Source organism: Butyrivibrio sp. AE2032 (genome assembly GCF_000702965.1).
The window spans coordinates 525607-551535 of the sequence record NZ_JNLF01000004.1 but is presented as its reverse complement, the minus strand read 5'-3'; the positions used below and the strand labels follow the sequence as shown (position 1 = coordinate 551535).

General features: G+C 49.5%; 22 protein-coding genes. 21 read left to right on the top strand and 1 reads right to left on the bottom strand.

Annotated features, from left to right (window positions below; all coding sequences use genetic code 11):
• Positions 1-106: 106 nt before the first annotated feature.
• Positions 107-1717 carry a peptide chain release factor 3 gene (locus BO18_RS16500; RefSeq protein ID WP_034448092.1) on the bottom strand — a complete coding sequence of 537 codons (1611 nt, stop codon included), beginning with the start codon at positions 1715-1717 and terminating at the stop codon, positions 107-109.
• 86 nt (positions 1718-1803) lie between these two features.
• Here BO18_RS16500 and BO18_RS16495 point away from each other — a divergent pair, with 86 nt between their 5' ends.
• From BO18_RS16495 to BO18_RS16395, 21 genes are all read left to right on the top strand, one after another.
• Positions 1804-3429, top strand: a complete 1626-nt coding sequence (locus tag BO18_RS16495) for a 4-alpha-glucanotransferase (protein WP_081861100.1) — start codon at positions 1804-1806, stop codon at positions 3427-3429.
• A 12-nt stretch (positions 3430-3441) separates the two neighbouring features.
• Positions 3442-4980 carry an FGGY family carbohydrate kinase gene (locus tag BO18_RS16490; protein WP_051688853.1) on the top strand — a complete coding sequence of 513 codons (1539 nt, stop codon included), beginning with the start codon at positions 3442-3444 and terminating at the stop codon, positions 4978-4980.
• Positions 4981-4983: 3 nt separating this feature from the next.
• Positions 4984-5940 (top strand): AEC family transporter, encoded by a 957-nt coding sequence (locus BO18_RS16485; protein ID WP_034448087.1) that lies wholly within the window; start codon positions 4984-4986, stop codon positions 5938-5940.
• Positions 5933-6676 (top strand): enhanced serine sensitivity protein SseB C-terminal domain-containing protein, encoded by a 744-nt coding sequence (locus BO18_RS16480; protein ID WP_034448085.1) that lies wholly within the window; start codon positions 5933-5935, stop codon positions 6674-6676. The genes BO18_RS16485 and BO18_RS16480 overlap by 8 nt, the downstream gene beginning before the upstream one ends.
• Positions 6677-6678: 2 nt before the next feature.
• The gene (locus BO18_RS16475) at positions 6679-7335 is read left to right on the top strand and encodes a hypothetical protein (RefSeq protein WP_034448083.1); all 657 of its coding nucleotides are present in this window, start codon (positions 6679-6681) and stop codon (positions 7333-7335) included.
• A gap of 78 nt (positions 7336-7413) precedes the next feature.
• Positions 7414-8016: a xanthine phosphoribosyltransferase gene (locus tag BO18_RS16470; protein ID WP_442856570.1), complete on the top strand. Its 603-nt coding sequence runs from the start codon at positions 7414-7416 to the stop codon at positions 8014-8016.
• 57 nt (positions 8017-8073) lie between these two features.
• Entirely contained in the window at positions 8074-9279 is a 1206-nt protein-coding gene (locus BO18_RS16465; RefSeq protein ID WP_034448082.1) for a BMP family ABC transporter substrate-binding protein, read from the top strand.
• Positions 9280-9302: 23 nt separating this feature from the next.
• Entirely contained in the window at positions 9303-10877 is a 1575-nt protein-coding gene (locus BO18_RS16460; protein ID WP_034448080.1) for an ABC transporter ATP-binding protein, read from the top strand.
• Positions 10877-11980, top strand: coding sequence for an ABC transporter permease (locus BO18_RS16455; RefSeq protein ID WP_051688852.1), 1104 nt, complete (start codon positions 10877-10879; stop codon positions 11978-11980). The genes BO18_RS16460 and BO18_RS16455 overlap by 1 nt, the downstream gene beginning before the upstream one ends.
• Complete coding sequence (locus BO18_RS16450; RefSeq protein WP_034448076.1) at positions 11973-12965, top strand: ABC transporter permease; 993 nt, start codon at positions 11973-11975, stop codon at positions 12963-12965. The genes BO18_RS16455 and BO18_RS16450 overlap by 8 nt, the downstream gene beginning before the upstream one ends.
• 18 nt (positions 12966-12983) lie before the next feature.
• Positions 12984-14192, top strand: a complete 1209-nt coding sequence (locus BO18_RS16445; RefSeq protein ID WP_034448073.1) for an FprA family A-type flavoprotein — start codon at positions 12984-12986, stop codon at positions 14190-14192.
• A gap of 20 nt (positions 14193-14212) precedes the next feature.
• Complete coding sequence (locus BO18_RS16440; protein WP_034448068.1) at positions 14213-17308, top strand: clostripain-related cysteine peptidase; 3096 nt, start codon at positions 14213-14215, stop codon at positions 17306-17308.
• 36 nt (positions 17309-17344) lie between these two features.
• The gene (ilvB, locus tag BO18_RS16435; RefSeq protein WP_034448067.1) at positions 17345-19027 is read left to right on the top strand and encodes a biosynthetic-type acetolactate synthase large subunit; all 1683 of its coding nucleotides are present in this window, start codon (positions 17345-17347) and stop codon (positions 19025-19027) included.
• Positions 19014-19526, top strand: a complete 513-nt coding sequence (gene ilvN / locus BO18_RS16430) for an acetolactate synthase small subunit (protein ID WP_034448066.1) — start codon at positions 19014-19016, stop codon at positions 19524-19526. Before ilvB ends, ilvN begins: the two co-directional genes overlap by 14 nt.
• Positions 19527-19626: 100 nt before the next feature.
• Positions 19627-20169, top strand: coding sequence for a ribosome hibernation-promoting factor, HPF/YfiA family (hpf, locus tag BO18_RS16425; protein ID WP_034448065.1), 543 nt, complete (start codon positions 19627-19629; stop codon positions 20167-20169).
• A 117-nt stretch (positions 20170-20286) separates the two neighbouring features.
• The gene (locus BO18_RS16420) at positions 20287-20730 is read left to right on the top strand and encodes a YunG family protein (RefSeq protein WP_034448062.1); all 444 of its coding nucleotides are present in this window, start codon (positions 20287-20289) and stop codon (positions 20728-20730) included.
• Positions 20731-20849: 119 nt separating this feature from the next.
• Positions 20850-22160, top strand: coding sequence for a polysaccharide deacetylase family protein (locus BO18_RS32970; RefSeq protein ID WP_051688851.1), 1311 nt, complete (start codon positions 20850-20852; stop codon positions 22158-22160).
• A 17-nt stretch (positions 22161-22177) separates the two neighbouring features.
• Positions 22178-23815 carry an Mbeg1-like protein gene (locus BO18_RS16410; RefSeq protein WP_034448059.1) on the top strand — a complete coding sequence of 546 codons (1638 nt, stop codon included), beginning with the start codon at positions 22178-22180 and terminating at the stop codon, positions 23813-23815.
• Between the two features lie 98 nt (positions 23816-23913).
• A complete protein-coding gene (locus BO18_RS32965) occupies positions 23914-24585 on the top strand; it encodes a CvpA family protein (protein WP_051688850.1) in 672 nt (223 codons plus the stop codon).
• A gap of 159 nt (positions 24586-24744) precedes the next feature.
• Positions 24745-25371, top strand: a complete 627-nt coding sequence (locus tag BO18_RS16400; protein WP_034448058.1) for a DUF4004 family protein — start codon at positions 24745-24747, stop codon at positions 25369-25371.
• A 12-nt stretch (positions 25372-25383) separates the two neighbouring features.
• Positions 25384-25773 (top strand): ArsR/SmtB family transcription factor, encoded by a 390-nt coding sequence (locus BO18_RS16395; RefSeq protein ID WP_051688849.1) that lies wholly within the window; start codon positions 25384-25386, stop codon positions 25771-25773.
• The last annotated feature ends 156 nt before the right edge of the window (positions 25774-25929 follow it).

Below are 25929 nucleotides of genomic sequence, written 5' to 3'. Positions count from 1 at the left end.
CTGAGCGCTGAATGTTGAATTAATAGGGGGCTGACTCAAAGCGATGAGTCAGCCCCTTAACTTTTGTTGGAAATAGTGTTTGTTTCCGATTATATCGGAGAACGGGTTACTTAGAATTGATATTCTCGAATGAAAGTTTCATCTTCTCATTGTGTTCGACAGCCCAGTCGACAGCCCATTCGGATTCAAAAAGAACCACGGGTGCATCGTCCCTGTCGAGAACGAGAAGCGAAGTCGAGGTAAGTGTAAGTTCCTTGGGATCGAATCCCTCGACTTCCGACTTTGCCCAGCGCGCGAGGCGATAGGGAAGCGCAGTCCTTACGATGTCGACGTTATATTCTGATTTGAGTCTGTATTCCAGCACGTCGAACTGAAGGATGCCTACCACGCCCATAACGTATGTCTCAGTACCGATGTTCGGCTGCTTGTAGAGCTGGACGGCACCTTCCTGCGAGAGCTGTTCGATGCCCTTGAGGAATTGTTTTCTCTTCATTGAATCCTTGGGTTCGACACGTGCAAAATTCTCGGGTGCGAAAACAGGGATCGGATCAAACTCGAATTTACGGTTTGTGGAAATGATCGTATCGCCGATCCTGAAGTTACCGGGATCGAAGATGCCGATGATGTCGCCTGCATAAGCCTCTTCGGTGATGGCCCTGTCCTGTGCCATGAACTGCTGGGGCTGGGCAAGCGTGATCTTTTTGCCGGTGCGCATGAGATTGACTGTCATGTTCTTCTCATACTGGCCTGAGCAGATGCGGATGAATGCCATACGGTCTCTGTGTGAAGGATCCATGTTTGCCTGGATCTTGAACACGAAGCCTGAGAACATCGTATCCTCGGGCTCTACCGTGCCGTCTGTCGTGTGGTGGGGAGCAGGTCCCGGGCTCATCTTGAGGAAGTGCTGAAGGAACGGTTCAACACCGAAGTTTGTGATGGCGGAACCGAAGAATACGGGTGTGAGCTCACCTTTGAGGACCTTGTCCATATCGAGCTCGTCTCCTGCCATATCAAGAAGTTCAATGTCATTTCTTAATGTTTCAAGGTGACCCGGCATAAGCATCTCATCGAGTTTGGGATCGTCGATGCCCGATACGCTCTGGGTTACCATCGATGCACCGTGATCGTTGTTCTCACGGTCGAAGAGAAGGACGTTGCGTGTCTCTCTCTCGTATACGCCTTCAAAGTCACCGTCCGTGCCGATAGGCCAGTTTATTGGGACTGATCTGATGCCCAATACCTTCTCTAGCTCGTCCATGAGGTCGAAAGGATTCTTGGCTGCACGGTCCATCTTATTTATAAACGTGAAGATCGGGATACCGCGTCTGCGGCATACCTGGAAAAGCTTGATGGTCTGGGCCTCGACACCTTTCGCGCCGTCGAGCACCATTACCGCGGAGTCTGCAGCACAGAGCGTTCTGTATGTGTCTTCCGAGAAGTCCTGGTGACCGGGGGTATCGAGGATGTTGATGTGGCAGCCGTCGTATTCAAACTGCATTACTGATGACGTTACGGAGATACCACGCTTTTTCTCGATCTCCATCCAGTCAGAAGTGGCATGACGTGCAGCCTTGCGCGCCTTTACCGAGCCTGCCTGGTGGATAGCTCCTCCGTAGAGGAGAAGTTTCTCCGTGATCGTGGTCTTACCGGCGTCCGGGTGCGATATTATCGCGAATGTGCGGCGTCTTTTTATCTCATCAACAGTCGAGTAATTCATTTTGACCTCAATAAATGTATAATAACGTAATAGTCTCCGTTCAGGAGACAAGTAATTATATATAAGAAAAAGAGGAATTACAAATAATGAGACGTGGCGGAGGCGTTTTGATGCACATCAGCTCACTCCCGGGACCGTTCGGTACGGGCGTGATGGGACAGGAGGCGGTAGACTTTGCTAAGCAGCTCGCTTCTCAGGGAATGAAATACTGGCAGGTACTGCCTTTCTCGTATCCGGGAATGGGCAATTCCCCATATCAGAGCTTCTCGGCATTTGCCGGCAACTGGCTCTTTATCGATCCGAGGAGACTTGAGAGCAGAGGACTTCTCACACCTGCAGAAGTGCAACAGGCCGAATATACCCAGAATAAATGGAGGATCGACTACGATTTCCTGAGGACTAACAGGGATGAGCTCTTAAGAAAGGCTTTTGAGCGCGCTGATAAAGAGCTTCTTTCAAAAGCGGACAAGTTCTTAAAGGACAACAAGTGGGCTCAGGATGTGGCCGCATACCAGACGGTAAAGGATGCGGACTTCGGAAAGCCCTGGTGGGAATGGTCTGACGCAAGGCTCAAGAATTACGACAAGGCTGCAGTGGCAGAACTCAAGAACAATCCGAACTACAGATATCACGGTTTTGTCCAGTATCTCTTTTTCGACGAGTGGTCTCAGATAAAGAAAGAGATCAACGATCTCGGCATCTCGATAATAGGCGATATCCCGTTCTATGTTTCGGGAGATTCTGCAGATGTCTGGGCGAGCAGAGATCTTTTCAAGATGGCTTCATCTGCCAAGACCAACAAGGTCCTCAAAGACTATGAGAAGGCGATGGATAAATACAGAAAGGCATTGGAAAAAGGCGATAAGGACGCGGACGGCGAACCTTTGAAAGAGCCCAGAAAACCCAAGCCGGAAGCTCTTGTTTTCGAGAGCGTGGCAGGCGTTCCGCCGGATTATTTCTGTGCTGACGGTCAGCTCTGGGGCAATCCCATCTACGACTGGAAAAAGATGAAGGAAGATCACTATGCCTGGTGGATGAGCAGACTTGAAGACAACTTCAAGCTCTTCGATTACTTAAGGATCGATCACTTCCGCGCTTTCTCTTCATACTGTGAGATCGATGCCAATGCAGAGACTGCCAGGGACGGGAAATGGATCCCCGGTCCGGGACTGGATTTCTTCGACGAATACGATAAGAAGTTTAAGGACAGATCTCGTCTCATCGCGGAAGATCTCGGTGAGGTTACGCCCGATCTGGCAGAATTCATGGGCAAGGTCGGGATCCCCGGAATGCGCGTTATGGAATTTGCATTCTATCCCGGAGACAACAGCTCATTCCTGCCTCACAACTTTGACAATAACTGCGTCGCATATACAGGAACGCACGATAACAACACCCTTCTCGGCTGGCTTTGGGACAGTCCTGAGGAAGTCAGAAAGACCTGCCTTGAGTATTGCGGTTTTACTGGCGACAACTGGGGCGACGGCGGCACGCACAGCGGTTCGTGCAGGGCCATTATCAGAACGCTTTGGATGAGCCATGCGGACGTCACGATCATCCCCATCCAGGATATGCTCGGTTACGGCGGCGACACCAGAATGAATGTCCCGGGAACGCCTTCAGGCAACTGGGTCGTCAGGTTCACAAAAGAAGATTTCGATGCGATAGATAATGAGTGGTATAAGAACCTCAACAGGATCTATTTCAGATAAGGAGTTTGCATTATGAAATATATTCTTTGCGTCGATCAGGGAACCACTTCAACAAAAGCTTTCCTCCTTGACGGGGAAGGGAATCTGTCTCAGGGTACGCATGTGCCTTTCAAACAGCATTATTCCCAGCCCGGATGGGTAAGTCACGACGCAGAGGAGATATATGTATCGGTCCTTAAGGCTGTGGCGATGGTCCTCAAAGAGCATCCCGAAGCCAAAGGAAACATCGCCTGCATGGGCATCACGAACCAGCGTGAGACGACGGTTGCGTTCTCGCCTTCGGGAAAGCCTTTCACCCAGGCAATTGTCTGGCAGTGCAGAAGGACATCCGATATCTGCAGACGTCCGGAGATAAGGGAACAGAGCAGAAGGATAACCGAGATAACGGGTCTTAAGATCGACCCGTATTTCTCTGCGACAAAGATGCTCTGGCTGTTCGAAAACGTCCGCAGCTTAAGAGAGCGCTGTGCATCGGGCGAAGGTTATCTTTCGACGATAGACGGATTCCTGGTCTTCAGACTCACAGGCGGAAAGAGTTATGCGTCCGATTACTCCAACTGCAGCAGGACCATGCTCTTCGATATCGCGAAAAAGACATATGACGCCGAGTTCCTCGATCTTTTCGGGGTGCCGGTAAACGTTCTTGCAAAGCCGATGGAATCCTGTGCCGATTACGGTGCAGTCGAGATCAATGAGGAGTATCTTAGGAACAACGGTTTTGATGGTGCGGAGACAGAAGCCCTTCTGTCTCTCAACGGTGTGCATATCACGGGTGTGCTCGGCGACCAGCCTGCGGCACTTCTGGGCCAGAATGCAATAAACAAAGGCGATTCAAAGACCACATACGGAACGGGAAGTTTCACGCTGATGAATCTCGGCACAGAGCCGGTATTTTCGAAGAACGGACTTCTCACTTCCTGTGCATGGTCCATTGGCGGCGTTACGAATTACGCTCTGGAAGGCAGTATCTTCCAGGCGGGTTCGGTAATAAGCTGGCTTAAGGATGAACTGGGATTCATAAACAGTCCTTCCGAGTGTGACGACTTCTGCAACTCCATAGAAGACTGCGGCGGCGTATATCTTGTTCCGGCTTTTACGGGTCTGGGCGCTCCTTACTGGAAGCCCGATGCCAGAGGTGTTCTGACCGGACTTACCAGAGGAACCGGCAGAGCGCAGATAATAAGGGCCGGCGTTGAATCGATCGCTTATCAGGTAACCGAACTGGTCAATCTCATGACCGACGATACCGGCATAAAGGCAGGGCAGATGAAAGTTGACGGAGGAGTCTGCGCAAGCTCGTTCCTCATGCAGCTGCAGTCTGATCTTCTGGGCGTAACGATAACCAGGGCACTGAGCGATGAGATGACCGCCATGGGTGCGGGACTGGCCGCAGGCATCGAAGCAGGGATCTTCAAGTCTTTGGAGCAGACCGGCAGGTTCTATAAAGCAGGAGCATCTTACGAGCCGAAGATGTCCGCGTTTGAGGTATCCGAGAAGATGGACGGTTACCGTTCGGCCGTGAGGGCGGCACTTCTTTCGGGTAATGACTGACAGATGATCCAGGTCTACATAGTTTTTTTCAAAATCTTCGTTTTCCTGGCACTCGGCTTTGTGCTTAACAAGACCAAGGTCATAGACCTCAATGCGGAGAAAGCACTTTCAAAGATCCTTCTGACGGCCGTTTTGCCGTTCATGATACTTAATTCGAGCCAGCACACTTATTCTGATGCAGCGGTAAACGGCATGATAACCTGTGCGGCTTTTGCCGTCGGATACTATATCCTGTCGCTTGTTGTCCTGAGGCTATCACTGAAGAAGACAAAGATAGGCGAGGATGAACGCCGGATAATGGTAACCTGCACGGTCTTTGCGAACACCGGATTTGTGGGTTTCCCGCTGATGGAGGCACTGTTCGGGAATTACGGACTGCTCCTGGCTGCGGTGTTCAATCTCTGCTACAACCTTTTCTTTTATACCTATGCGGTCTATCTTTTTTCAAGGAAACCCAAATTCAGGGTGCTTGAGATCTTCAAAAATCCTGTGTCTGTCGCATCGATCCTCGCGATCGTGCTTTTCATTATCCCGTGGAGAATGCCCGGATTTATCAGCGACACTTTTAAGCTCATAGGCGACATGACGGTTCCCATGTCGATGATGGTCATGGGTTCCATGCTCGCAAGCGTAAAGATAAAGAAACTCCTGACGGATAAGAAAGCTTATGTCGTATCCGCATTAAGGCTTATAATATTGCCGGCTTTGATGCTGGCTGCAGTCTGGGGCGTGTCGTTTTATTTCCCGATGCTTCCCGAGACCAAGAGCGTCGTCGTTCTGATGTGCGCGCTGCCATGCGGGTCGATGAATGTAATGTATTCGGAGAACTACGATGTGGCACCGCATTTTTTCCGCACGGACGGTGTCGCTTTCGATGATATTCATGCTTGTAACCCTGGTGTTCTGGGTATGGGCGGTAAAAGCGGTATTCTGATGACAAGAGGTATGTTATATGAGTGACGGACAGAACAAGATAGAACGCATAGAGAACGAGAAGCTGGTGGAACTCCTTGGACGGATCCGTGAGGACAGCTCGGAGGAGAACATGATCGCAGTGCTCAAGGAAGCGGCAGTTTCCAAGTTCATCGTTCCGGTCGACGGCAGTGAGGGGAATTACAGTTTCCACGCTGTCAGCGATTCCAAAGGCCTGAAATATATGGTCGTATACTGTGACACGGACAGCTTCGAGGTCGCATTCGAGGATAAGAAAGAGCCTCAGAACGGTGTCCTTGCAGGCTTTGCGGATCTTATTGATGTCGTAATGGCGCCCAAGATGGATCTGTCTGGCTTTGTCATTAATCCGGGTTCGGAGGAAGTCCTTTTCGGAAAGGATATGCTCAAGATGATCGCCGCCCAGATGGGTATAGGCGGGGACGGCACAGCAAAGGTCGGCGAGCCCGACCGTTATCCGCCTGAACTCAAGAAGGCTCTGGATAACTATCTCCTGATAGAACCCACGGTGTCTGATATTTGGGTAAGGCTCATGCGCGAGAACGGCACGGACAGGCTTATCTGGCTCATCGTGGCTGATGCCGAAGGAGAGGGTGAACCTCTGAAGTACACGCTCGACAACCTCAGGAAATACTGTCTTCCTTATCTGGACAACATGGATGCGATGGTCGTTTCGAGCACGGAAGAATTCGCTGCTCAGGTGATAAAGGGCGTGAAGCCTTTTGCGTCGAGGAATGATGACTGAAAATGAACAGAGGTAAGACAGGACTTTTAGTGCTTATCGGGCTTGCATCCATGTTCTTTCTTTTTGTTGCCATCCTATACGGATCGAGCACGAAAAGGCAGGATGCGATAGACAGAAAAGCCGAACTCGACGCTAAGCTCGGGGTCATAACGGAGTCTGACATAACGATCTACTGGATCGGCGAGCCTCCGAAAGAACTTGAGCCGCTTGCGCCCGTAATAAAAGTGATAGAGCCGTCTTCGGCTTCGAAGGAAAATCTACCCATTAAGGGGCCTTCGTTTCATACAACCGAATACACTCCTGACGGAAGGCTCGTGTCAGAGGATATCCCAATAGAATATCCCGAAAACATGGTCATTGTCATAAGCGGAAGTCCCGTCATTACCGAGAACGGGGCTTCGGCGCTGCTGGACAGCGTGGCAAAGAATGGTGTGCCTGTGATCGCTGTGGGTGATGGGGCGTCGGAAGTCTTGGGGAATGTCCTTTCCTACAAGAGAACGCATAAAGGACAGGGTACTTCTTTATATTATTGCCTTGGAAAGAGGTATAAAGAGAACATATTGCCCAAGGAGGCGGTAACAGCCGGCGGTTACGATCTAGCCGATGCCATAGCCGATTTTATTCCCGTCGCCATGGAAGACTACACGCCGGTCAACTGAGTAAAGAAAAGTTCGAAAAATACTCCTGATTTGGTTTGACACCTTATTGTAATAATTATAATATTAAAAGGTGTTTTTATCCTTAAGGGGGTGGTTTTTATCCGCGAGTTAGAACAAAGGATCCTTTCCGAAGGCAAAGTGCTTCCGGGAGAGGTGCTCAAGGTAGGAAGCTTCCTGAATCAGCAGATAGATCCGAAACTTCTGAAGGATATGGGTGATGAGATAGCAAGGCTCTATTCAGGTGACAATGTAACAAAGGTCCTGACTATCGAGTCTTCGGGTATAGCGATCGCTTTTGCGGCCGGACTCTCAATGGGAGTTCCCGTTGTCTTTGCCAAGAAGCATTCGACGAGCAATGTCTCGGGCGACCTTCTCACAGCCAAGGTTTTCTCTTATACACATCAGCAGACTTATGACGTCGTGGTATCGGGTGAGTACATCACGCCTGATGATACCGTTCTCATCGTTGACGATTTTCTGGCGAAGGGCAACGCGCTTAACGGACTTATCGATATCGTCCGCCAGGCGGATGCCAAACTTGCCGGATGTGCCATTGCGATCGAAAAGGGATTCCAGGGCGGCGGAGACGGTCTGCGCGAAAAGGGGATAAGGGTCGAGTCACTCGCCATCATCGAGAAGATGACGGACGATTCACTCGAGTTCAGGCCGCAGGAGACCTGAGCGTTTTAAATCAGTTATGCATTTATTTGCATATATTTTTGTACGGGAGGCAGTTTTATGAAGAAACTATTTTCACTTGTAGTAACGGCAGCTCTTGCAGTTACTTCACTTTTCGCGTTTGCAGGCTGCAGTTCAGCTTCGCAGGGCGGAAGCGGAGCTTCTGAATTCAAGGTAGGTGCGATCTACATCAACAGCCAGAATGACACATCAGGTTATACCTATGCGCATCATCACGGCATCACGGAGGCAATGAAGACGGTCGGTCTGGATCCTTCAAAGGACCTTTACATCGTTGACAACGTCCCTGAGGACGACGAGAAGGTAAAGCAGGCCATCGATCAGCTCGCAGGTAACGGATGCGACATCATCTTCGGCATCAGCTTCGGTTATATCAACGCAATGGAAGAGAAGGCCAAGGAATATCCTGACATCATCTTCTCCCACGCTACCGGATATCTTTCCAACGACAAGAACTTCAACAACTATTTCGGAAGGATCTATCAGGCACGTTATCTTGCAGGTATCGCAGCAGGATATAAGTCACTCGCAACAGGCAATAACAACATCGGTTACGTTTCCGCTTGGGGTACCGAGTATGCCGAGACATGCTCCGGCATCAACGGATTTGCTCTCGGTGCTATGTCAGTTAACCCTGATGCAAAGATCAGCGTTTATGAGATCTTTACATGGGGCGACCAGGAACTCGAGAGACAGGCTGCAGAGACACTCATCGACACATACGGATGCGGCGTTATCGCACAGCACTGTGACTCGGCCCAGCCTCAGATTGTTGCCAACGAGAAGGGCGTTTACGGCTGCGGATACAATTCCGACATGACAGCTGAGGCACCTGATGCACACCTTACGGCTCCTATCTGGAACTGGGATGCTTACTATGCAACAGCCATGAAGGCTGCAATGACTGATCCTTCAACATTCATGACGGCAGTAGGCAACTACTATGAAGGTCTGAATGCAGGTCTGGTCGACGTATCTGCTCTTTCCAAGAACTGCGAGCCTGAGACAAAGGAAGCCATCGATCTTGCCAAGAATCTCATGAAGTCCGGCGAGTGGGATGTATTCTCCGGAGTCAAGCTCTCATTCTCCGGTGCTGCAGGTTCTGTAGCAGTTGCAAAGACTGATTCAGCTCTTATTGCAAACGACGGAAAAGAGATAGTTGTTGCAGGCGGACCTTCCGTTGACGACGGCGTCATCCAGGGTTCGATGAACTACTACGTAGAAGGCGTTACACAGGTTAACTGATAATTTGTCTAGAGAGGTGTTTTATGGAATATGCCATAGAGCTGAAAGGTATATCAAAAAGCTTCGGGCCTGTGGCGGCCAATAAAAACATCGACCTGTCTCTTGCCAAGGGCGAGATCCTCGCTCTCTTAGGCGAGAACGGTTCAGGTAAGACTACACTTATGAACATGCTGTCGGGCATCTATATGCCCGACAGCGGTTCTATTTTTATCGACGGGAAAAAGGTCGAGATCAATTCGCCTGAAGATTCGGGCAAGCTCGGGATAGGAATGGTACACCAGCACTTCAAGCTGGTCGAGCGGTTTACAGCGCTCGAGAATATCCGTATCGGAATAAGGGGAGAAGGGCGCTTCATGCATGGTCCTGAAGTGCGCAAAAAGATAGAAGATACAGCCGCAAAGTTCGGCTTTGACATAGATCTGGACAAGAAAGTCGCCAACATGGCGGTATCCGAGAAGCAGACATTAGAGATCTTAAAGGTGCTCTGCTACGGTGCGAAGATAATAATCCTCGACGAACCTACGGCCGTCCTTACGGTCCAGGAGATCGATAAGCTTTTCGCAGTTCTGCGGAAGATGAAAGAAGATGGTCACTCGATCATCATCATCACTCACAAGCTCAATGAGGTAATGGCAATATCGGACAGAGTCGCCGTCTTAAGACACGGTGATTATATCGACACCGTTGTTACCAAAGAAACCAATGAGAAGGCTCTTACAGAACTCATGGTCGGGCGTAAGATTACTCTGAATATCGACAGGCCCATCATCGAAAAGACGCATCCGCTGCTCGAAATAAGGGATCTCACCGTAAAGAGCGATGAGGGTGCGACTGCTATCGATCACATTAATTTCTACATAAGAGGCGGAGAGATACTGGGCGTTGCGGGAATTGCAGGTTCAGGTCAAAAGGAACTCTGTGAAGCCATCGCCGGATTAAGGCCCATCGTTGAAGGCCAGATGATCCACGAGGGCGAGAGCATCGTAGGAATGTCCCCGAAAAAGATACTGGAACACGGCATCTCGATGAGCTTCATTCCGGAAGACCGTCTGGGCATGGGTCTTGCACCTTCAATGTCCATTACGGACAACATGATCCTCAAGAACTATAACGAATCGAAAGGCATTTTCGTCGACCGCAAGACAGCGCGCGAAGAGGCCCAAAAGGTCGTTGATAAACTCGAGATCGTAACGCCTTCGGTCGACATTCCGGTAAGACGCCTTTCCGGCGGTAACGTGCAGAAGGTCCTGCTCGGAAGAGAGATAAAGTCGGGCCCGAACGTACTCATCACCGCATATCCTGTAAGAGGTCTTGATATCAACTCGTCTTACACAATCTACAACATCCTGAACGATGAAAAGAAAAAGGGCGTCGGCATCTTATTTGTCGGCGAGGATCTTGATGTCATGCTCTCGCTCTGCGACAAGATAATGGTCATCTGCCACGGAAAACTTCAGGGTGTCGTAAACAGCGACCACACCACAAAGGAAGAAATCGGTCTCATGATGACGGGAACTCTCAACATCGTAAACAAGGAAGGAAAGACCGACGGCATCGCCAAGGATTCGGCCATTACGGATGAGGAGGGCAAAGCCTGATGAGAAGATATCATCTTGTAAGAAGAGCTGATTCACAGTTAAAGAGAACGCTTATCTATTATGCGATAGGCATACTCGTATCGCTTACCATAGGAGCCATTCTCCTGATCTCGCTCGGCATCAATCCTTTCCAGTATTACGGAAGGATGTTCACGATAGGACTCGTCGGAAACAAGTACGGATATAAGAGCATCGAAGGTCTGCTCAAGGTCTTCGTTCCGCTCCTCATAACATCGCTCGCACTCAGCCTTTCGTTCAAGATGCGCTTCTGGAATATCGGAGGCGAGGGCGAATTCCTGATAGGCGCGATCTGCGCATCGATCGTCGCGTTCAACAGTTCCGGAATGCCGAACTTCGTAACCGTCGTGCTTATGTGCCTTGCTGCCATGATCTCGAGCGGAATAATAGGCGTTGCCATAGCCGCGCTGAAGGTCAGGTTCAACACGAACGAGACACTGATGACTCTGATGCTCAATTACATAATGCTGTACGTGATAAGGTATATCGGTGATACGAAAGCTGATTGGAATTTCTTCTTAAGAGAAGATTCAGAGAGACCGATCTTCGGCTCATTCCCGGAGTCCGCGGTCATGGGCGGGATCCCGCTGGGCAAGTTCAAGCTCCTGTGGGCGGTGCTCATCGCGATACTCCTTACAGCGGTTATTTACATTTATCTCAAATACACAAAACAGGGATATGAGATCTCTGTCGTCGGCGACAGCAGTGCCACGGCAAAATATGCCGGAATGAATGTCGGAAAGATCGTCCTGCGCACCATGTTTATTTCATCTGCGCTGATAGGTCTTGCGGCCGCACTTGCGGTATCTTCCGCAGGCACTATCTCAGATACCATTACAAATGATGTGGGGTGGACCGGCATCATCGTCGCATGGCTCAGTAAACTCAGCGTTCCCGCTGTCTTTGTAACGGCCATCCTCATCTCCGTACTGCAGTACGGATGCCAGGCTGCTGCCACGCAGTACCCGGCGATCGACGTCAATTTCGCAGACCTGCTTCAGGGAATAATCCTGTTCTCGGTCCTTGTGGCTGATTTTGCAGCAAACTTCAGGATCGTAAGAAAGGAGGATGCAAAGCATGCTTGATGTATTCACCTTGTTCCTCTTCAACATAATCGTTTATAACATACCGCTCCTTTACGGTACGACGGGCGAGATCATGATCGAGAAATCGGGCTCTTTGAACCTCGGCGTTGAAGGCACGATGGCAATCGGCGCTGTTGCGGGCTACCTCGTCGGCGCGAAAACGGACAGCCTCCTGGTTGCGGTCCTCGTAAGCTTTATCGCTTCAGGACTAGTGGGTCTTTTATTCTCATTTCTGACGGTCACCCTTCAGGCAAACCAGAATGTAACGGGACTTACCATTACGACATTCGGCGTGGCTTTCTATTACTTCATAGGCAACGCGCTTTCCAACAGCAAGGGAGGCTGGCCCAAGCTCAGCGGCACAGCTCTTGATGCCCAGTCACAGGCTCTGCACATCCCGGGATTATCCGATATCCCCGTCGTCGGAAAGGCACTCTTTTCGCACGGTATCCTGGTGTATTTCGGCATCATAATAGCCATACTCATGTGGCTGTATTTCAAGAAGACCGTTCCCGGCTTAAAGCTCAGGGCGATCGGCGAAAACCCCGCGGCTGCAGACTCTCTCGGAGTCAATGTCGCTCTCTATAAATACACGCACATTATCATAGGCTCAGGCATCATGGGCATCGGCGGTCTTTACATGGGACTTAACATGGGCGGAACGTTCGAAGGTTCGAACTGCTGGATCAACGGCTACGGCTGGATCTCCATAGCTCTCGTAATCTTTGCCAACTGGAGCCCTGCAAAGGCTCTCCTCGGCACGCTCGTATTCGGCTTCTTCAACACGCTCCGTGTGCAGAATGCCGCGCTTGCCTATGTCTTCCCGAACACTCTGGGTTGGCTTACCAAGATACCTTCGCACTTTTTCTCGGCTCTGCCGTTCATCATCACGCTTCTCGTTCTCATCATCAGTTCCATGACTTCCAAGGACAAGAGCGGTGAACCGCAGGCAATAGGACGCAACTACTATCGTGAAGACAGATAAAACAGAAATGGAGATGTTATGTACAACGTAAGAAAACTGACAGACGACCTTACTTGGATCGGCGGCTCGGACCGCAAGATCACCAAGTTCGAGAATGTCTACAAGCTCAATTCGGGAATGAACTACAATTCATATTTCCTGGATGCCGGAGCTACGGTGCTTTTCGATACCGTCGGCAGGGACGCTTCCGAAGTGTTCTTCGAGAATCTCGAATACTGCCTTGCCGGCCGCAAGCTCGATTACATCGTGGTCAACCACATGGAGCCTGATCATTCCGCCACTCTCGCGGAGATCCTGGACAGGAATGCCGAAGCGAAGATGATCGTCAATGCAAAGACTTTACAGTTTATCGCGCAGTTCTTTCCGGGAAAGGACTATTCTTCCAGAGCCGTCACGGTAAAAGACGGTGATGAGCTGGAACTCGGAAGTCATAAGTTCAAGTTTGTCTTTGCTCCGATGGTCCATTGGCCTGAAGTCATGATGAGCTTTGACGAGACGGAGGGAACACTCTTCAGTGCGGATGCTTTCGGAAGCTACGGCGCGACAGACGGTTCGATCTTCGCTGACGGAAAGAATCTCGAGAAGGATCTTCTCAATGAAGCACGCCGTTACTACACGAACATCGTAGGCAAATACGGAATGCAGACGATCGCGGCCATCAACAAGGTCTCCGCACTCGACATAAAGATGATCTGCCCTCTGCATTCTTATGTATGGCGTAAAGATCTCGAAAAGATCATCGGATACTACAAGACATGGGCTTCCTATACGCCTGAGACAAAGGGTGTTTTCATCCTTCAGGGATCGATCTACGGACACACCGCAAACTGCGCGGAAGTTCTCATGACGGAACTCGACAGCAGAGGCGTGGAGTCAGTTATCCTCGACGCATCGACAGCGGATATTTCCGACATCATTGCGATGGCATTCAAATACAGTCATATAGTCATTGCTTCTCCGACATATAATAACAATGTCTATTCACCGGTCGAGCAAGCGGTGAAGGAGCTTGGCGCTCACGGGTTGACCGGAAGGGCTTTCTCTGTTATAGAGAATGGTACGTGGGCACCGTCAGCTGCCAAGGGACTGCTCGCGGTGATCGAAGGAATGAAGAACTGCAGGACCGTAGGACAGACCGTTACGGTCAAGTCCGCAGGCGACGGCGGCACCAGAGTCTATATCGAAGCGCTTGCCGAAGCCATAATGGAAGATATTAGGAATCTATAAGAATACGAGGAGATAAACAAATGCATTGTCCAAATTGTGGAAAAGAACTAGGCGGATCAGAAAAATTCTGCGGCGGATGCGGATATAATCTTGCTGAGCTCTGGCAGGAATTTGCTGCGGAAGCTGCTCCGGCAACGCCTGCAGCACCTATCCAGGCAGCACCTCTGCCGGAACCCGAACCGGTAACCGTACATTCGGCACCTCTTCCGGAGCCCGTACCCGAACCGGTTAAGCCTTCAACGCTGCCCGAGCCCGTACCCGAGCCGGTACAGCCTTCACCATTGCCGGAGCCCGTACCTGAACCGGTACAGCCCTCGACACTGCCCGAACCCGTACCGGTTCAGACTGCTCCCTCATATGCAGAGCCTGCTCCGGTAGAGACAGTGCCTGTTGCAGCACCTGTTGCAGCTCCGATCGCAGCTTCTGTTGCTGCTCCCGCTGCACCTGTTGTACCTGAACCCCAGGCAGCTCCCGCGCCTGCTCCGATGCCTGCAGCAGAGACATATGCGGCACCTGCACCCGCACCTGCTCCGATGCCCGTTCAGTCCGCATTCGGCGAAGTCAATGCGGCACCTCAGACTCCCGCAGCACAGGCTGCAGGATCATCAGAGCCCCCGAAGAAAAAGAAGAAGTGGCTGATCCCTCTTATCATCGGTCTTTCAGCCGGACTTCTTGTCGTGATCGGTATCGTTGTTGCTGTTTTTGTTTTCATCAACAATGCACCGGAACCTACTGAGCACACCAAGAAAACAACGGAGTCGGAAGAGACGACTACGACTGTTACAGAACCTGAAACGGCTACCAGGACCATCATGGTATATGCCATCGGAACAGACCTCGAGTCACAGGGTTCCACTCTGTCTGCTGACGTAAAAGAGATGATGGCTGCCACTCCCGGCAAGAACGTCAACATCGTTCTCCAGACCGGCGGGTGCTCTGACTTCAGGAACAACTATATGCAGGATGGAATGACACAGCGTTTCTCCATCATCAACGGAAGCATCAAGGAACTCGATAATCTCGGAGATGTCAGCATGGTAGAGCCTGAAACTCTTGAAGATTTCATCAGGTTCGCAAAGAACGAATTCCCGGCAGAGAATTACATCCTTGTCATGTGGGATCACGGCGGCGGAGTTCCTCTCGGATTCGGCATGGATGAACTCCACGACGGTACGCTTACTGAGATCGAAATGGCTTCAGCCATCAGCAAGTGCGACATCGAATTCGAGTCCGTCATCTTCAATGCGTGCCTCATGGGATCTCTTGAGGTAGCAAAGGCTTTGGATCCTTATACCGAGTACATAATCGCAGCAGAGAGCCCCACATGGGGAAGCGCATATTATGATGTCGGTATTAACTATACAAACTTCCTGAACTTCATCGGAAATGATTTCGACGGTGATGCCAAGGATTACGGTGAGTTCATCGTAAGAGATTATATGGACACCATCGAGAGCACACAGCAGAATACCGGTTATTTCGGTATCGACACATGCATGTCCGCGATCGACACGGATAATGTCGGTGAAGTATTTGAAGCATATGAGAAGTTTATCGCCGCTCTTGACTCGAGAGTATTCACACAGAACGGATATGTCGAATACGTTCAGCTCAGAGACGACTGCGGAAGCTTTGAATCAACCGACTCTGTTGACCTTACTACACTTGCGAGCAAGTACATCAACTGCGGAGACAAGACGATCGAATCCGCGGCAAGCACACTTATCAACGAAGTCGGAAACTGTGTATTTACAGAGAGCAACAACTCTTATACATATGCTCACGGTATGACGACATACGCTCCGTTCCTCTATCCCCAGTGCTACGATGAGGCCAGGAACACTTTCGTTACTTTGGGCTACAGCGATACGACGATCCAGTTCTACGATAAGTTCGTAAGTAAGGAACTCTACATCCTCAAGGCTACAAGCTATGCCGGAGACTGGTATATACAGCCTGCAGATGCAGGTCAGATCCAGTCAGGCAACGAGTACGATCTTGAAGAACTCGGTCTCCTCGTTGACATGGGAGATTATGAGGCTATCCAGCTTACTGACGAAGACTGGGAACTCATACGTGAAGTCAAGGTAACTCTTGCTTATACGAAAGATGATGACGACAGCAAGATCTTCTATCTCGGAACCGACAACCAGTATACGATCGACAGCAACGGATACATCATCATCCAGAATCCGACGAAGTGGGTATACTTCAACAACTTCGGCTATGTAACCTGCGAGTGCCTTAAGTATGAGGTCGCTGAAGACGGAAAGTGGTACAAGTATCTCGGAGCCGAGGCGCTCATAAACGGACAGACCGCATATGTGGTAATTGCATTCAGTTCCGACGATCCGAACGGCAAGATAATCGGTTTCTATTATGCCGACATCATCAACGATACTTTTGATGCAAATCAGGGCTATCAGTTCAACGAGGATGATTCGATCATTTTCGTTGAAGAATACTATGACATCAACACGAGCTCGATGCAGTACAAGGAACTCGGAGACTCCGTTTCCTATGACAAGGCCGAAAGTCTCTACAGATATTCGTCCGTAAACTACGGTGATGTTAACTGCTATATCGGATTCGATCTCTACGATGTTTACAACAATGATTTCTATCTCAAGTTAAGACCCGGTAAGCCTGCTTATGAGATCGATGCCGAGAGAGGCAACAGTGATTACTCTACAGGCGGCGATTACGATGAGGGTACTGTTGATGCATCGACGATGGTCGGTTTCGTTGTCATCTACGATTCCGACAGCGTATTGGGTGATGCTGAAGCAGACTGGGTCGCTCCCGACGGCTATCTCAAGTCCGATTCAATATACTATTCGGGAGTAGACAAGATCTCTCTCGTTACGACGATCACCGAGTCTTCAGATGAGGAACTTACTTATACTTATTACTACAGCAGTGACAGTATGTTCTCACAGAGAGAACTCTCAACACCCATACACTCTGGCACGGCAAAAGCCGTTGCCGAGGACGGTGCATACAATTATCACTTTGATTATGACGGAGAGATCAAACCCGGCTATTACATCATCGCGATAAATGACAGCACCTCCGGCGGCAGGATAATGATCTCCGCATGCCAGGTCGTTCAGTAAGCGGACCTGTTACATTCAGCTAACGAGGTGATAAAGATGAAGATGACCGGAGCACAGATATTAGTCGAGACCTTGATAGAACAGGGTGTTGACACCGTGTTCGGTTTTCCGGGCGGCATGGTCGTAGACATCTACGATAAGCTCTACGACAAGCAGGATAAGATAAAGCATATCCTGACCGCACACGAGGAAGGCGCCGTACACAGCGCCGACGGTTATGCAAGAGCAACCGGGAAGACGGGTGTTGTAATAGCAACATCCGGTCCCGGCGCGACCAACCTCGTTACGGGAATCGCCACGGCATATCTCGATTCGATCCCTCTGGTCGCGATCACCGGAAACGTAAGAAATTCCATGATCGGAAGAGACTCTTTCCAGGAGATCGACATCACCGGCATCACACTTCCTATCACCAAGCACAACTTCTTCGTGCATAAGGTTTCCAAGCTTGCGGATGTGGTAAGGAAAGCATTCGAACTCGCGCAGTCGGGACGTCCCGGACCTGTCCTCATCGATATCCCGAAGGATGTCCAGGAAGCCGTTTTCGAATTTAAGAAACAGCCTGTCGCAAAGCCTGAGCCGATACCTTGCTGCAGCGATGAAGACATCAAAAAAGCAGTCAGTCTCATAAAGGAATCCAAGCGGCCTTATATCTATTTCGGAGGCGGTGCGGTAAGGACCGAACTCGGCGAAGATATAGTAAAGCTCGCGGACAAACTGGATGCCGTCATCGGATGTTCCATGATGGGTCTTTCTGAGATCCCGACGGATTCACCGAGATTTCTCGGAATGCAGGGAATGCACGGGCGCTATGCTTCTTCAGTCGCGCTCGCGAAGGCCGATCTCATAATCGCCATCGGTGTGAGATTTTCTGACCGTGCGACGGGAAAGACCGAAAAGTTTTCGTTGTCAGCAACTAAGATCCATGTCGACTGCGACCGTGCCGAGATAGGCAAGAATGTGCCCGTAGATCTCGGTATCTGCTGCGACATCAGGGACTTTACGAAGCGCCTTACGAAAGCTGCTCCGCAGCGGAAGAATACCGAATGGATAAAGAAGGTCGACCAGCTCAGGAAGAGGGAATCCGATGCTTACGAAGGGCTTCCGTTCCTTCCGAGAGATGCGGTCAACATCATCTCGGATAACATCAGGCCAGACACAAGACTTGTAACTGATGTCGGCCAGCATCAGTGCTGGGCAGCACAGTTCTTTAAATTCAGAAATAAGCGCACGTGGATCACATCAGGCGGCTTGGGCACGATGGGATTCGGTCTGGGTGCCGCCATCGGAAGCTCCATCGCTACCAATACAAGAAGCGTTCTCATCACAGGAGACGGAAGCTTCGGAATGTGCCTTAACGAACTTGCAACGGCAGTTACATACAACGTTCCTGTTACCATCGTTATCTTTAACAACCATGCGCTCGGTATGGTAAGACAATGGCAGAAGGTATTTTTCGACGGAAGATACTCCAATACCACGCTCGACAGAAAGACTGATTTTGTAAAGCTCGCACAGGCATTCGGAGCAAAGGGTTACAAAGCTGAAGACAAGGAATCTTTCGAGAAAGTCTTTAAGAAAGCATATAAGGAAAACGGCCCTGTCATAATCGATCTTACGATAAAGACTGACAGCCTCGTTCTTCCGATGCTCAAGCCGGGCGGAACATTCAACAATCTCATCTTGAGAAGGGAGGATATCAGCGATGAAGAAGGATAAGATAATCATTGCCATCTACGTTGATAACCAGTATGGTGTCCTCTCACGCGTTACCGCAATGTTTACGAGAAGAGGATTCAACATCGATTCGCTTACGGTAGGTGAGACCGAATCACCTGAGTATTCGCGTATAACGATCACGCTGACTGCCGAAAAGAACGACAAGGATCAGGTGGTCTCCCAGCTCAGAAAACTTTATAACGTGAAGAAAGTAATCGTCCTCTCCAATGAAGACTGTATCAAGAGAGAACTTCTTCTCATAAAGGTTAAGAATACCGCAGAAGCGCATTCCGACATAGTCGAAGCAACGAACATCTTCCGGACGAAGATAATCGATTTTACCGATGAAGCTATCAGCATTGAAGCGACAGGCGACAGCCAGAAGATCGACGCGTTCATCGAATACATGAAGAAGTTCGAGATAATCGAAATGTGCAGAACGGGTATCGTCGCGCTCGACAGAGGCGGAACGAATATCTGGACCGAACACGAAGACTGAACAATTAATTAAAATTTAACTAAAATAACTCCCTCAATGTTTTATAATAAAATCAAAGGTCAAAGCCTTTTGAAACTTCAAAACGGAAGGGAGTGATTTTATGAAGATCACTACACAGGGCAACGGAATTCGCATCGGCACAAGGCTTGAGGAGAAGATTGCCGCCAAGATGTCAAAGTTCGACAAGTACTTCGGCGATGAAGGTTCACTCAACGTACGCATCAGACCTGAAGGTCCCGAGATGATAGTCGAGATCACGATGAAATTCGCCGGCAAGATCTTAAGGGCTGAGGCAAGTGATGAGGATATCCTGACAGCAGTTGACAGAACAGTCGACAAGCTCGAATCTCAGATCAGAAGACAGAAGACCAAGTTCCTCAAGAAGAAGAAGGAGTATCCTGAGATCGTTAATTACCTTGAGGATGACGGCGGAGCAGATTTCGATCTTGTAGATGAGAAGGAAGAGAAGATCACAAAGCGCAAGCAGTTTGCATTGAGACCCATGACATCGGAGGATGCTATCCTTCAGCTCGAGATGTTAGGTCATGACTTCTTCGTATACCTCGACAGCGATACAAATTCTGTCTGCGTTGTTTATAAGAGATATGACGGCGGCTACGGTCTGCTCGAACCTGAATATTGATACATAAAAACAATTGAATCTTACGGGGCTGCAGCAATGCAGCCCTGTTCATTTTGCGTTCCCGGGTTTTACGGGTAATATATGACCAGATAAGTCCATTCGATCGGAGAATGAAAAATGGAATATGGATTTAAAGGTCACGAGACGGCAGGTGAGGTAAAACCTTCTGCAGACTGTGAATACAGACTGGATTCACTGCTCGATCTTTTCGATGTTTTATATGACGGCATTTGGAGGGCTGAGACATGCGCTCCCAGGATGAGAGATGAATGGCCGGCGAAGCATAAGACTTACGGTCAGTGTTCCATCACCGCGTTTCTTGTTCAGGATATATTCGGAGGCGAGGTCTACGGAGTACCGTTACCTGACGGGAATTTTCACTGCTATAACGTGATCGGCGGAAAACAGTACGATCTTACGGTGGAACAGTTCGGGGATGAGGCTGACAGTCTTGTTTTCGATGACAGGTATCCGCAAAAACGCGAAGTCCATTTCGCCAAGCAGGAAAAGTATGAGAGATATCTTCTTCTCAAGAGTCTTTTAAAGCAGGTCAGGGGATAATTCCGTCGGGCGGATTTACGCCTGATTTGCCTCATCTGTAACATAAATGTTCCACAAATAGCGGGTTGTGCGTGATAAACTTAGTCGGGGAAAAATAGGAGTATCACAAGGAGAAATAGATGAATAACAGTAAGATAAAGGCTATAGCAGTTTTTGCTGTCATTATCCTGCTCGCAGTGGGCGGGTTTATTGGTTATCAGACCCTTTTTGTTAAGCGCGGCTGGGTGAAGACCGATGCCGGCACATACTATTACGATAACGGCAAGGCCTATTCAGGCATGAAGAAAATGTCGGACGGCACCATCAGGTATTTCGATCCGGAGACGAACATCATGGTCACGGGTGAGAAGGAGATCGACGGCAACCGTTATCTGTTCGATGCCGAAGGCGTTATGCTGACGGGTCTCCAGGAATATAACGGCAGCACGAGGTTTTATAATCCCGAGACCGGAACTCTGATGACCGGTTGGTTTGAAGTCTCTGACAACGGAGACGCATCGCAGCTCCCCGGCGGGATCAAGCCCGGAAAGTACTATGCTGCACCTGATACCGGAAACGTTGCGCTTGGTCTTTCCGTCATCGGAGGAAAGCAGTATTACTTCGACAAGGAAACCGGAATAATGCAGACCGGCTGGATGGAGATGGACGGCGACAAGTATTACTTTAACGAAGGTTCCGGAGAAGGTGCTGACGGCATAATTGAGATCAACGGCGACAGATACGGTTTCATCGGCGGAAAGGTCGTTAGGAACCAGAGAGCCATTGCAGACAAGCATCTCTATTATTTCGATGACGAGGGCAAGATCTGGCGCGAGATCGACGGCAACAAGCCGATGGTCGCACTGACATACGATGACGGTCCTTCGATCTATACCGATCAGATACTCGATGCGTTTGTTCAGTACAACCAGCGCTGCACTTTCTTTATTGTCGGAGACAGGATCTCCTGGAATGAGGATCCTGCAAGACGTGAGATCGAACTCGGGTTCGAGCAGGGTAACCATACATACAGCCACGACAGACTTACAAAGTTCGATGCGGAAGGACAGAAGGAAGTCCTCAAGGGAACTGACGATGAACTTGTACGCATCGGCGGAAAACCCACAACGTGCTTAAGACCTCCCGAAGGCAAATGGAACGATACGTTGAAAGAATCATGCGGACTGCCGATAATTCTCTGGAGCATTGATTCGCGTGACTGGGAGAGCAGAAACAAGGATAAGATAATCGGACAGATAGTAGGCAAGGTAAAAGACGGGGACATCGTTCTCATGCACGATCTCTATCAGGCTACGGCAGATGCCACGCAGCAGATCGTTCCGTCACTCGTTGAAGCTGGTTTCCAGCTCGTAACTGTTGAGGAGATGGGCATCATAAAGCGCGGCGGCCTGGATAACGGTGTTGTTTATTATTCGATCGAGAATAAGTGATATTGCAATGATCTGATATGGATAACATAACTGACTATGTCCGCTGGGTAGGCGGAACCGACTTTGAAGGCAGGCCCTTTTCGAGAGTCGATAACATCGTACTCAGTCAGTTGTGCTATCTGGACTTAAGAGACATTCCTGAGATCAATGAGGAAGACGGCGTTTTGACGCTCAGGGAGTGCGTAAACAGTCTTACAAATCTCGGCATATCTATACGCAAGATGGCGCCCGATGACAGCGAGCGGTACACGCAGCTCGTCAAAGCCTGCGCAAGTTCGAAAAGATTCGGCGATCTTTATATCTCGGCTTTTAAGGATATCCTGAACGAGGAAGATTCGATACAGTTCTCGGCCATGACATTCTCGCCTGAAAAGAACCAAGGATGGGCCTTTGTCGCATTCAGGGGAACGGACTGCACAATTGCAGGCTGGAAGGAAGACTTCATGACGAGCTTTATGCTCACGTCGTCCCAAAAGATGGCTGAGGATTATGTCCGTTCGGCTCTGAACGTATTCGACAGCATCCTGGTCGGAGGCCACTCGAAAGGCGGAAACCTGGCGGTGTACTCCGTCGCGGTCCTGCCTGACGTTCTGTTCGACAGGGTAGTGCATGTTTACACGAATGACGGTCCGGGATTTTGTTCCGAAGTTCTGGATATGAACCTTATAAAAAGGATAAATCCCAAGACCACGAGGATAGTTCCCCAGTTCACCATTGTGGGAAGTCTTTTTGCGCCCGAGATCGACGACTGCTATGTCATAAAGAGCGACAAGCAGATGATCGAACAGCATGAACTCTGTTCCTGGGGGATCGACCACGGTGATCTTCTAATCGCGCCTGAAGGGATAGATCCTCTCGCGGCAAGGATAAACAGCGGCATAGACAAATGGATCTTTTCAGTTGACATTGAAGACCGTAAGAGATTCATAAATGCCTTCTTTGATTCCATCAGTGCTGACGGGACACAGACTCTTGAAGAGTTCAACGCACTCGGACTGAAAGGATGGGAGAGAGTATTCAAGGTCGTATTCGGCGATGACGAGGGATTCAGGCAGGCTGCGGCAGCGCTTCCTGACCAGTTGTTCCTGGACGGAGCCGGTAAGAAGGTAACGAAAACAGGCCTTTACAGGCAGTTCAGAAGATCCGACATGGCCAAGGGACTTGCGATGATACTCGCAGGACTCCTGATATTCCTCATTCCAGAGGAATTCATGTTTATCCTGGTCGGCATACTTCTTTTGGCTGCCACGGTAATATCCATTACGCTGACTGTAAGGAAGATGAAGAAGGACAACTGGAACTTCCAGCTGCATCTTGTGGATGCGACCGTGTCCTCGGCTCTCGTTGCGACGACAGTCATCACTTTTGTCAAAGAAGGTGCGCTCTTCGTCATGGCGAGCGGCATCTTTGCGGCACTCCTGTTCGCGTGCTCATATAACTGCATGGCAAGAGCGAAAAGAACACACAACAGAAAGTTCGCTGTCCTTCTCGTAATAATGAGCGCCATATGGGCGGTGAGCGGCATATACATCCTTTTTGCTCCCGAAAACACGCTTAACGTATATATGATCATCGTCGGATCTCTTGCAATCGCCGACGGCCTTATCAGGGTAATGAAGGCGTATAACGTCAGACACCGCTGGTACGTGAGATAACCCTTCGCTCCGGATATAACACTTTTCTCATAACCCTTGCAAGCAAGTTATTCGAATGCGTGTTATAATCAATTTATTATGACAAGGGGGGCTCTTTTATGGCAGACGATTTGGATAAGAAGATGGAACCTGAGATCACTGATGTTCCCGAGGAAGCAAAAGACGTTGTAAAAGAATCGGCATCTGTTGTCGAAGCGGCAGAAGAGAAGGCCGCAGCAGTGGCAGAAAAGGCCGCAGAAGCTCCTGCAGCTGCAACTGCAGCCGTAGCCGCAGCTTCAGCAGAAGCAAGCAAGAAGGCAACAAAGGAAGCCGAAGCCGCTGCAAAGGCTGCAAAGAAGGCTGAAGAACAGGCCGCCAAGGATGCTGCAAAGCAGGAAGCTGCACGTGCCAAAGAAGAAGAAAAGGCAAGGGTGGCAAAAGAGAAGGCCGAAGCCAAGATCGAGAAGAAGAGACAGAAGAAAGCTGCACAGCAGGCTCTGATCGATGCCTGCCCGCCTCAGTACAGACCGGTATCAACGTCAAAGTATTTCTGGCTCGCATTCCTGAGCGCGATCCCCTTCATCGGATTCATCGCAACACTGCTCCTTTCCATTGCCGGACGCAACAGGAACGTTAAGAATTTCGAGAGAGCGATCCTCGCATATTACATCATCGCATTTATCATCTGCCTTATCGCAGTTATCGTTGTCGGTGTTTGCCTGCCTCAGCCGGTAAGGGATGCAGTCCTTCTTTCTTTCGATAAGATCGGCGGAGCTTTCACATTCAGTTAAGTTTGAAACAATCCTGAAACATACGGGCTGTCCCAAAGTGAAGAACCAGGGGACAGCCCGTTTTCTTTTGTTGCCTTCTTTTTATCCTGATGCCTCACGATTGTAACATTGTTAATTTACAATCGTGGTATTAAGTAAAAGAAAGTTGGTAATAGGATCATGGAAGAAAGACTTATATCCAAGAAGGATCTTTTGATAAAGGAAGGCATCTCTTACGGAACGCTTTACCGTTGGAAGCGTCAGGGCCTTATCCCCGAGAGTTGGTTTATCCATAAGGCCACCGAGATCGGTCAGGCTACATTCTTCCCTGAAGATAAGATCACGGCAAGGATCAGCCGCATCAAGGGTCTCAAGAACGAATTGTCCGTTGACCAGATGCAGGAACTGTTCTCCGCGAATGTTGAGAGTTTTAAGATCCCCATGCAGGATTTTAAGGGACTTGAGATCGTCGGAAGGATGTCCATTACCGCTTTCACATCCGTATTCCCGATGAAGGACCTTCTCGACTTCAATGATGTTTTCGCTATGTATGTCGTAGATCATCTCATGAAGCTCTCCGGCATTTATCTTGAGGACGCAAAGCAGGTATTAAGACTTCTCTGCAAGTATCTTTCCGCAGAGGCTTCAAAGGAATACCAGCTGATCCTTCTCCGTAAGATGGGCGTGCCCATGACGGTGCTCGTAAGAGGCGAAGACGAGATCCTGCTCGAAGACAATGCCGAGATCATCGCATGCGCTAACCTCGGCGAATTCGAAGAGGCTCTCAAAGATCAGCTCATTGCCTGATAGGAAGTGCAGATGGCAGAAGGAGATGAAAAGTTCCTGGAGATATTGGGCGTTCTTGCTGAAGACGTCAGGTTCAGGATACTGTCTCTGATAGCTTCGAGGGGTGAGATAACCGCAAAGGATATCCTCTCGGAATTTGATTTCACCCAGCCGACACTGTCGCATCACATGGCCTGTCTGACTGAGGCGGGACTCGTGAATGTAGAACGCAGAGGAAGATTTGCTTACTATTCCGTAAACAATGAAACTATAGAACTTGTATCTTCCGGAATCGCATCTCTTAAGTCTGTTCCCGAAAAGAGGGTCAAGGAAAAAGAACCTTCACCTGATGAGGCCGCGAAACTGAAAAAGGGCAAGAAAAAGAAGAAAAAAGACAAGAACAAAAAGAAGAAAAAAGATTGATAACAATAGAACGGAGCTGTCTCAAGCGGGGCAGCTCTTTTTATCGGCACAAATACCAATTTCACTTTTTTAGCGGTCTTATTGTAAGAGTTTGTCCCTTGAACGGTCTGTTTTTCACGTGTTACTCTTTTGGTATCAGCGGGGTTAAGAGGAGTT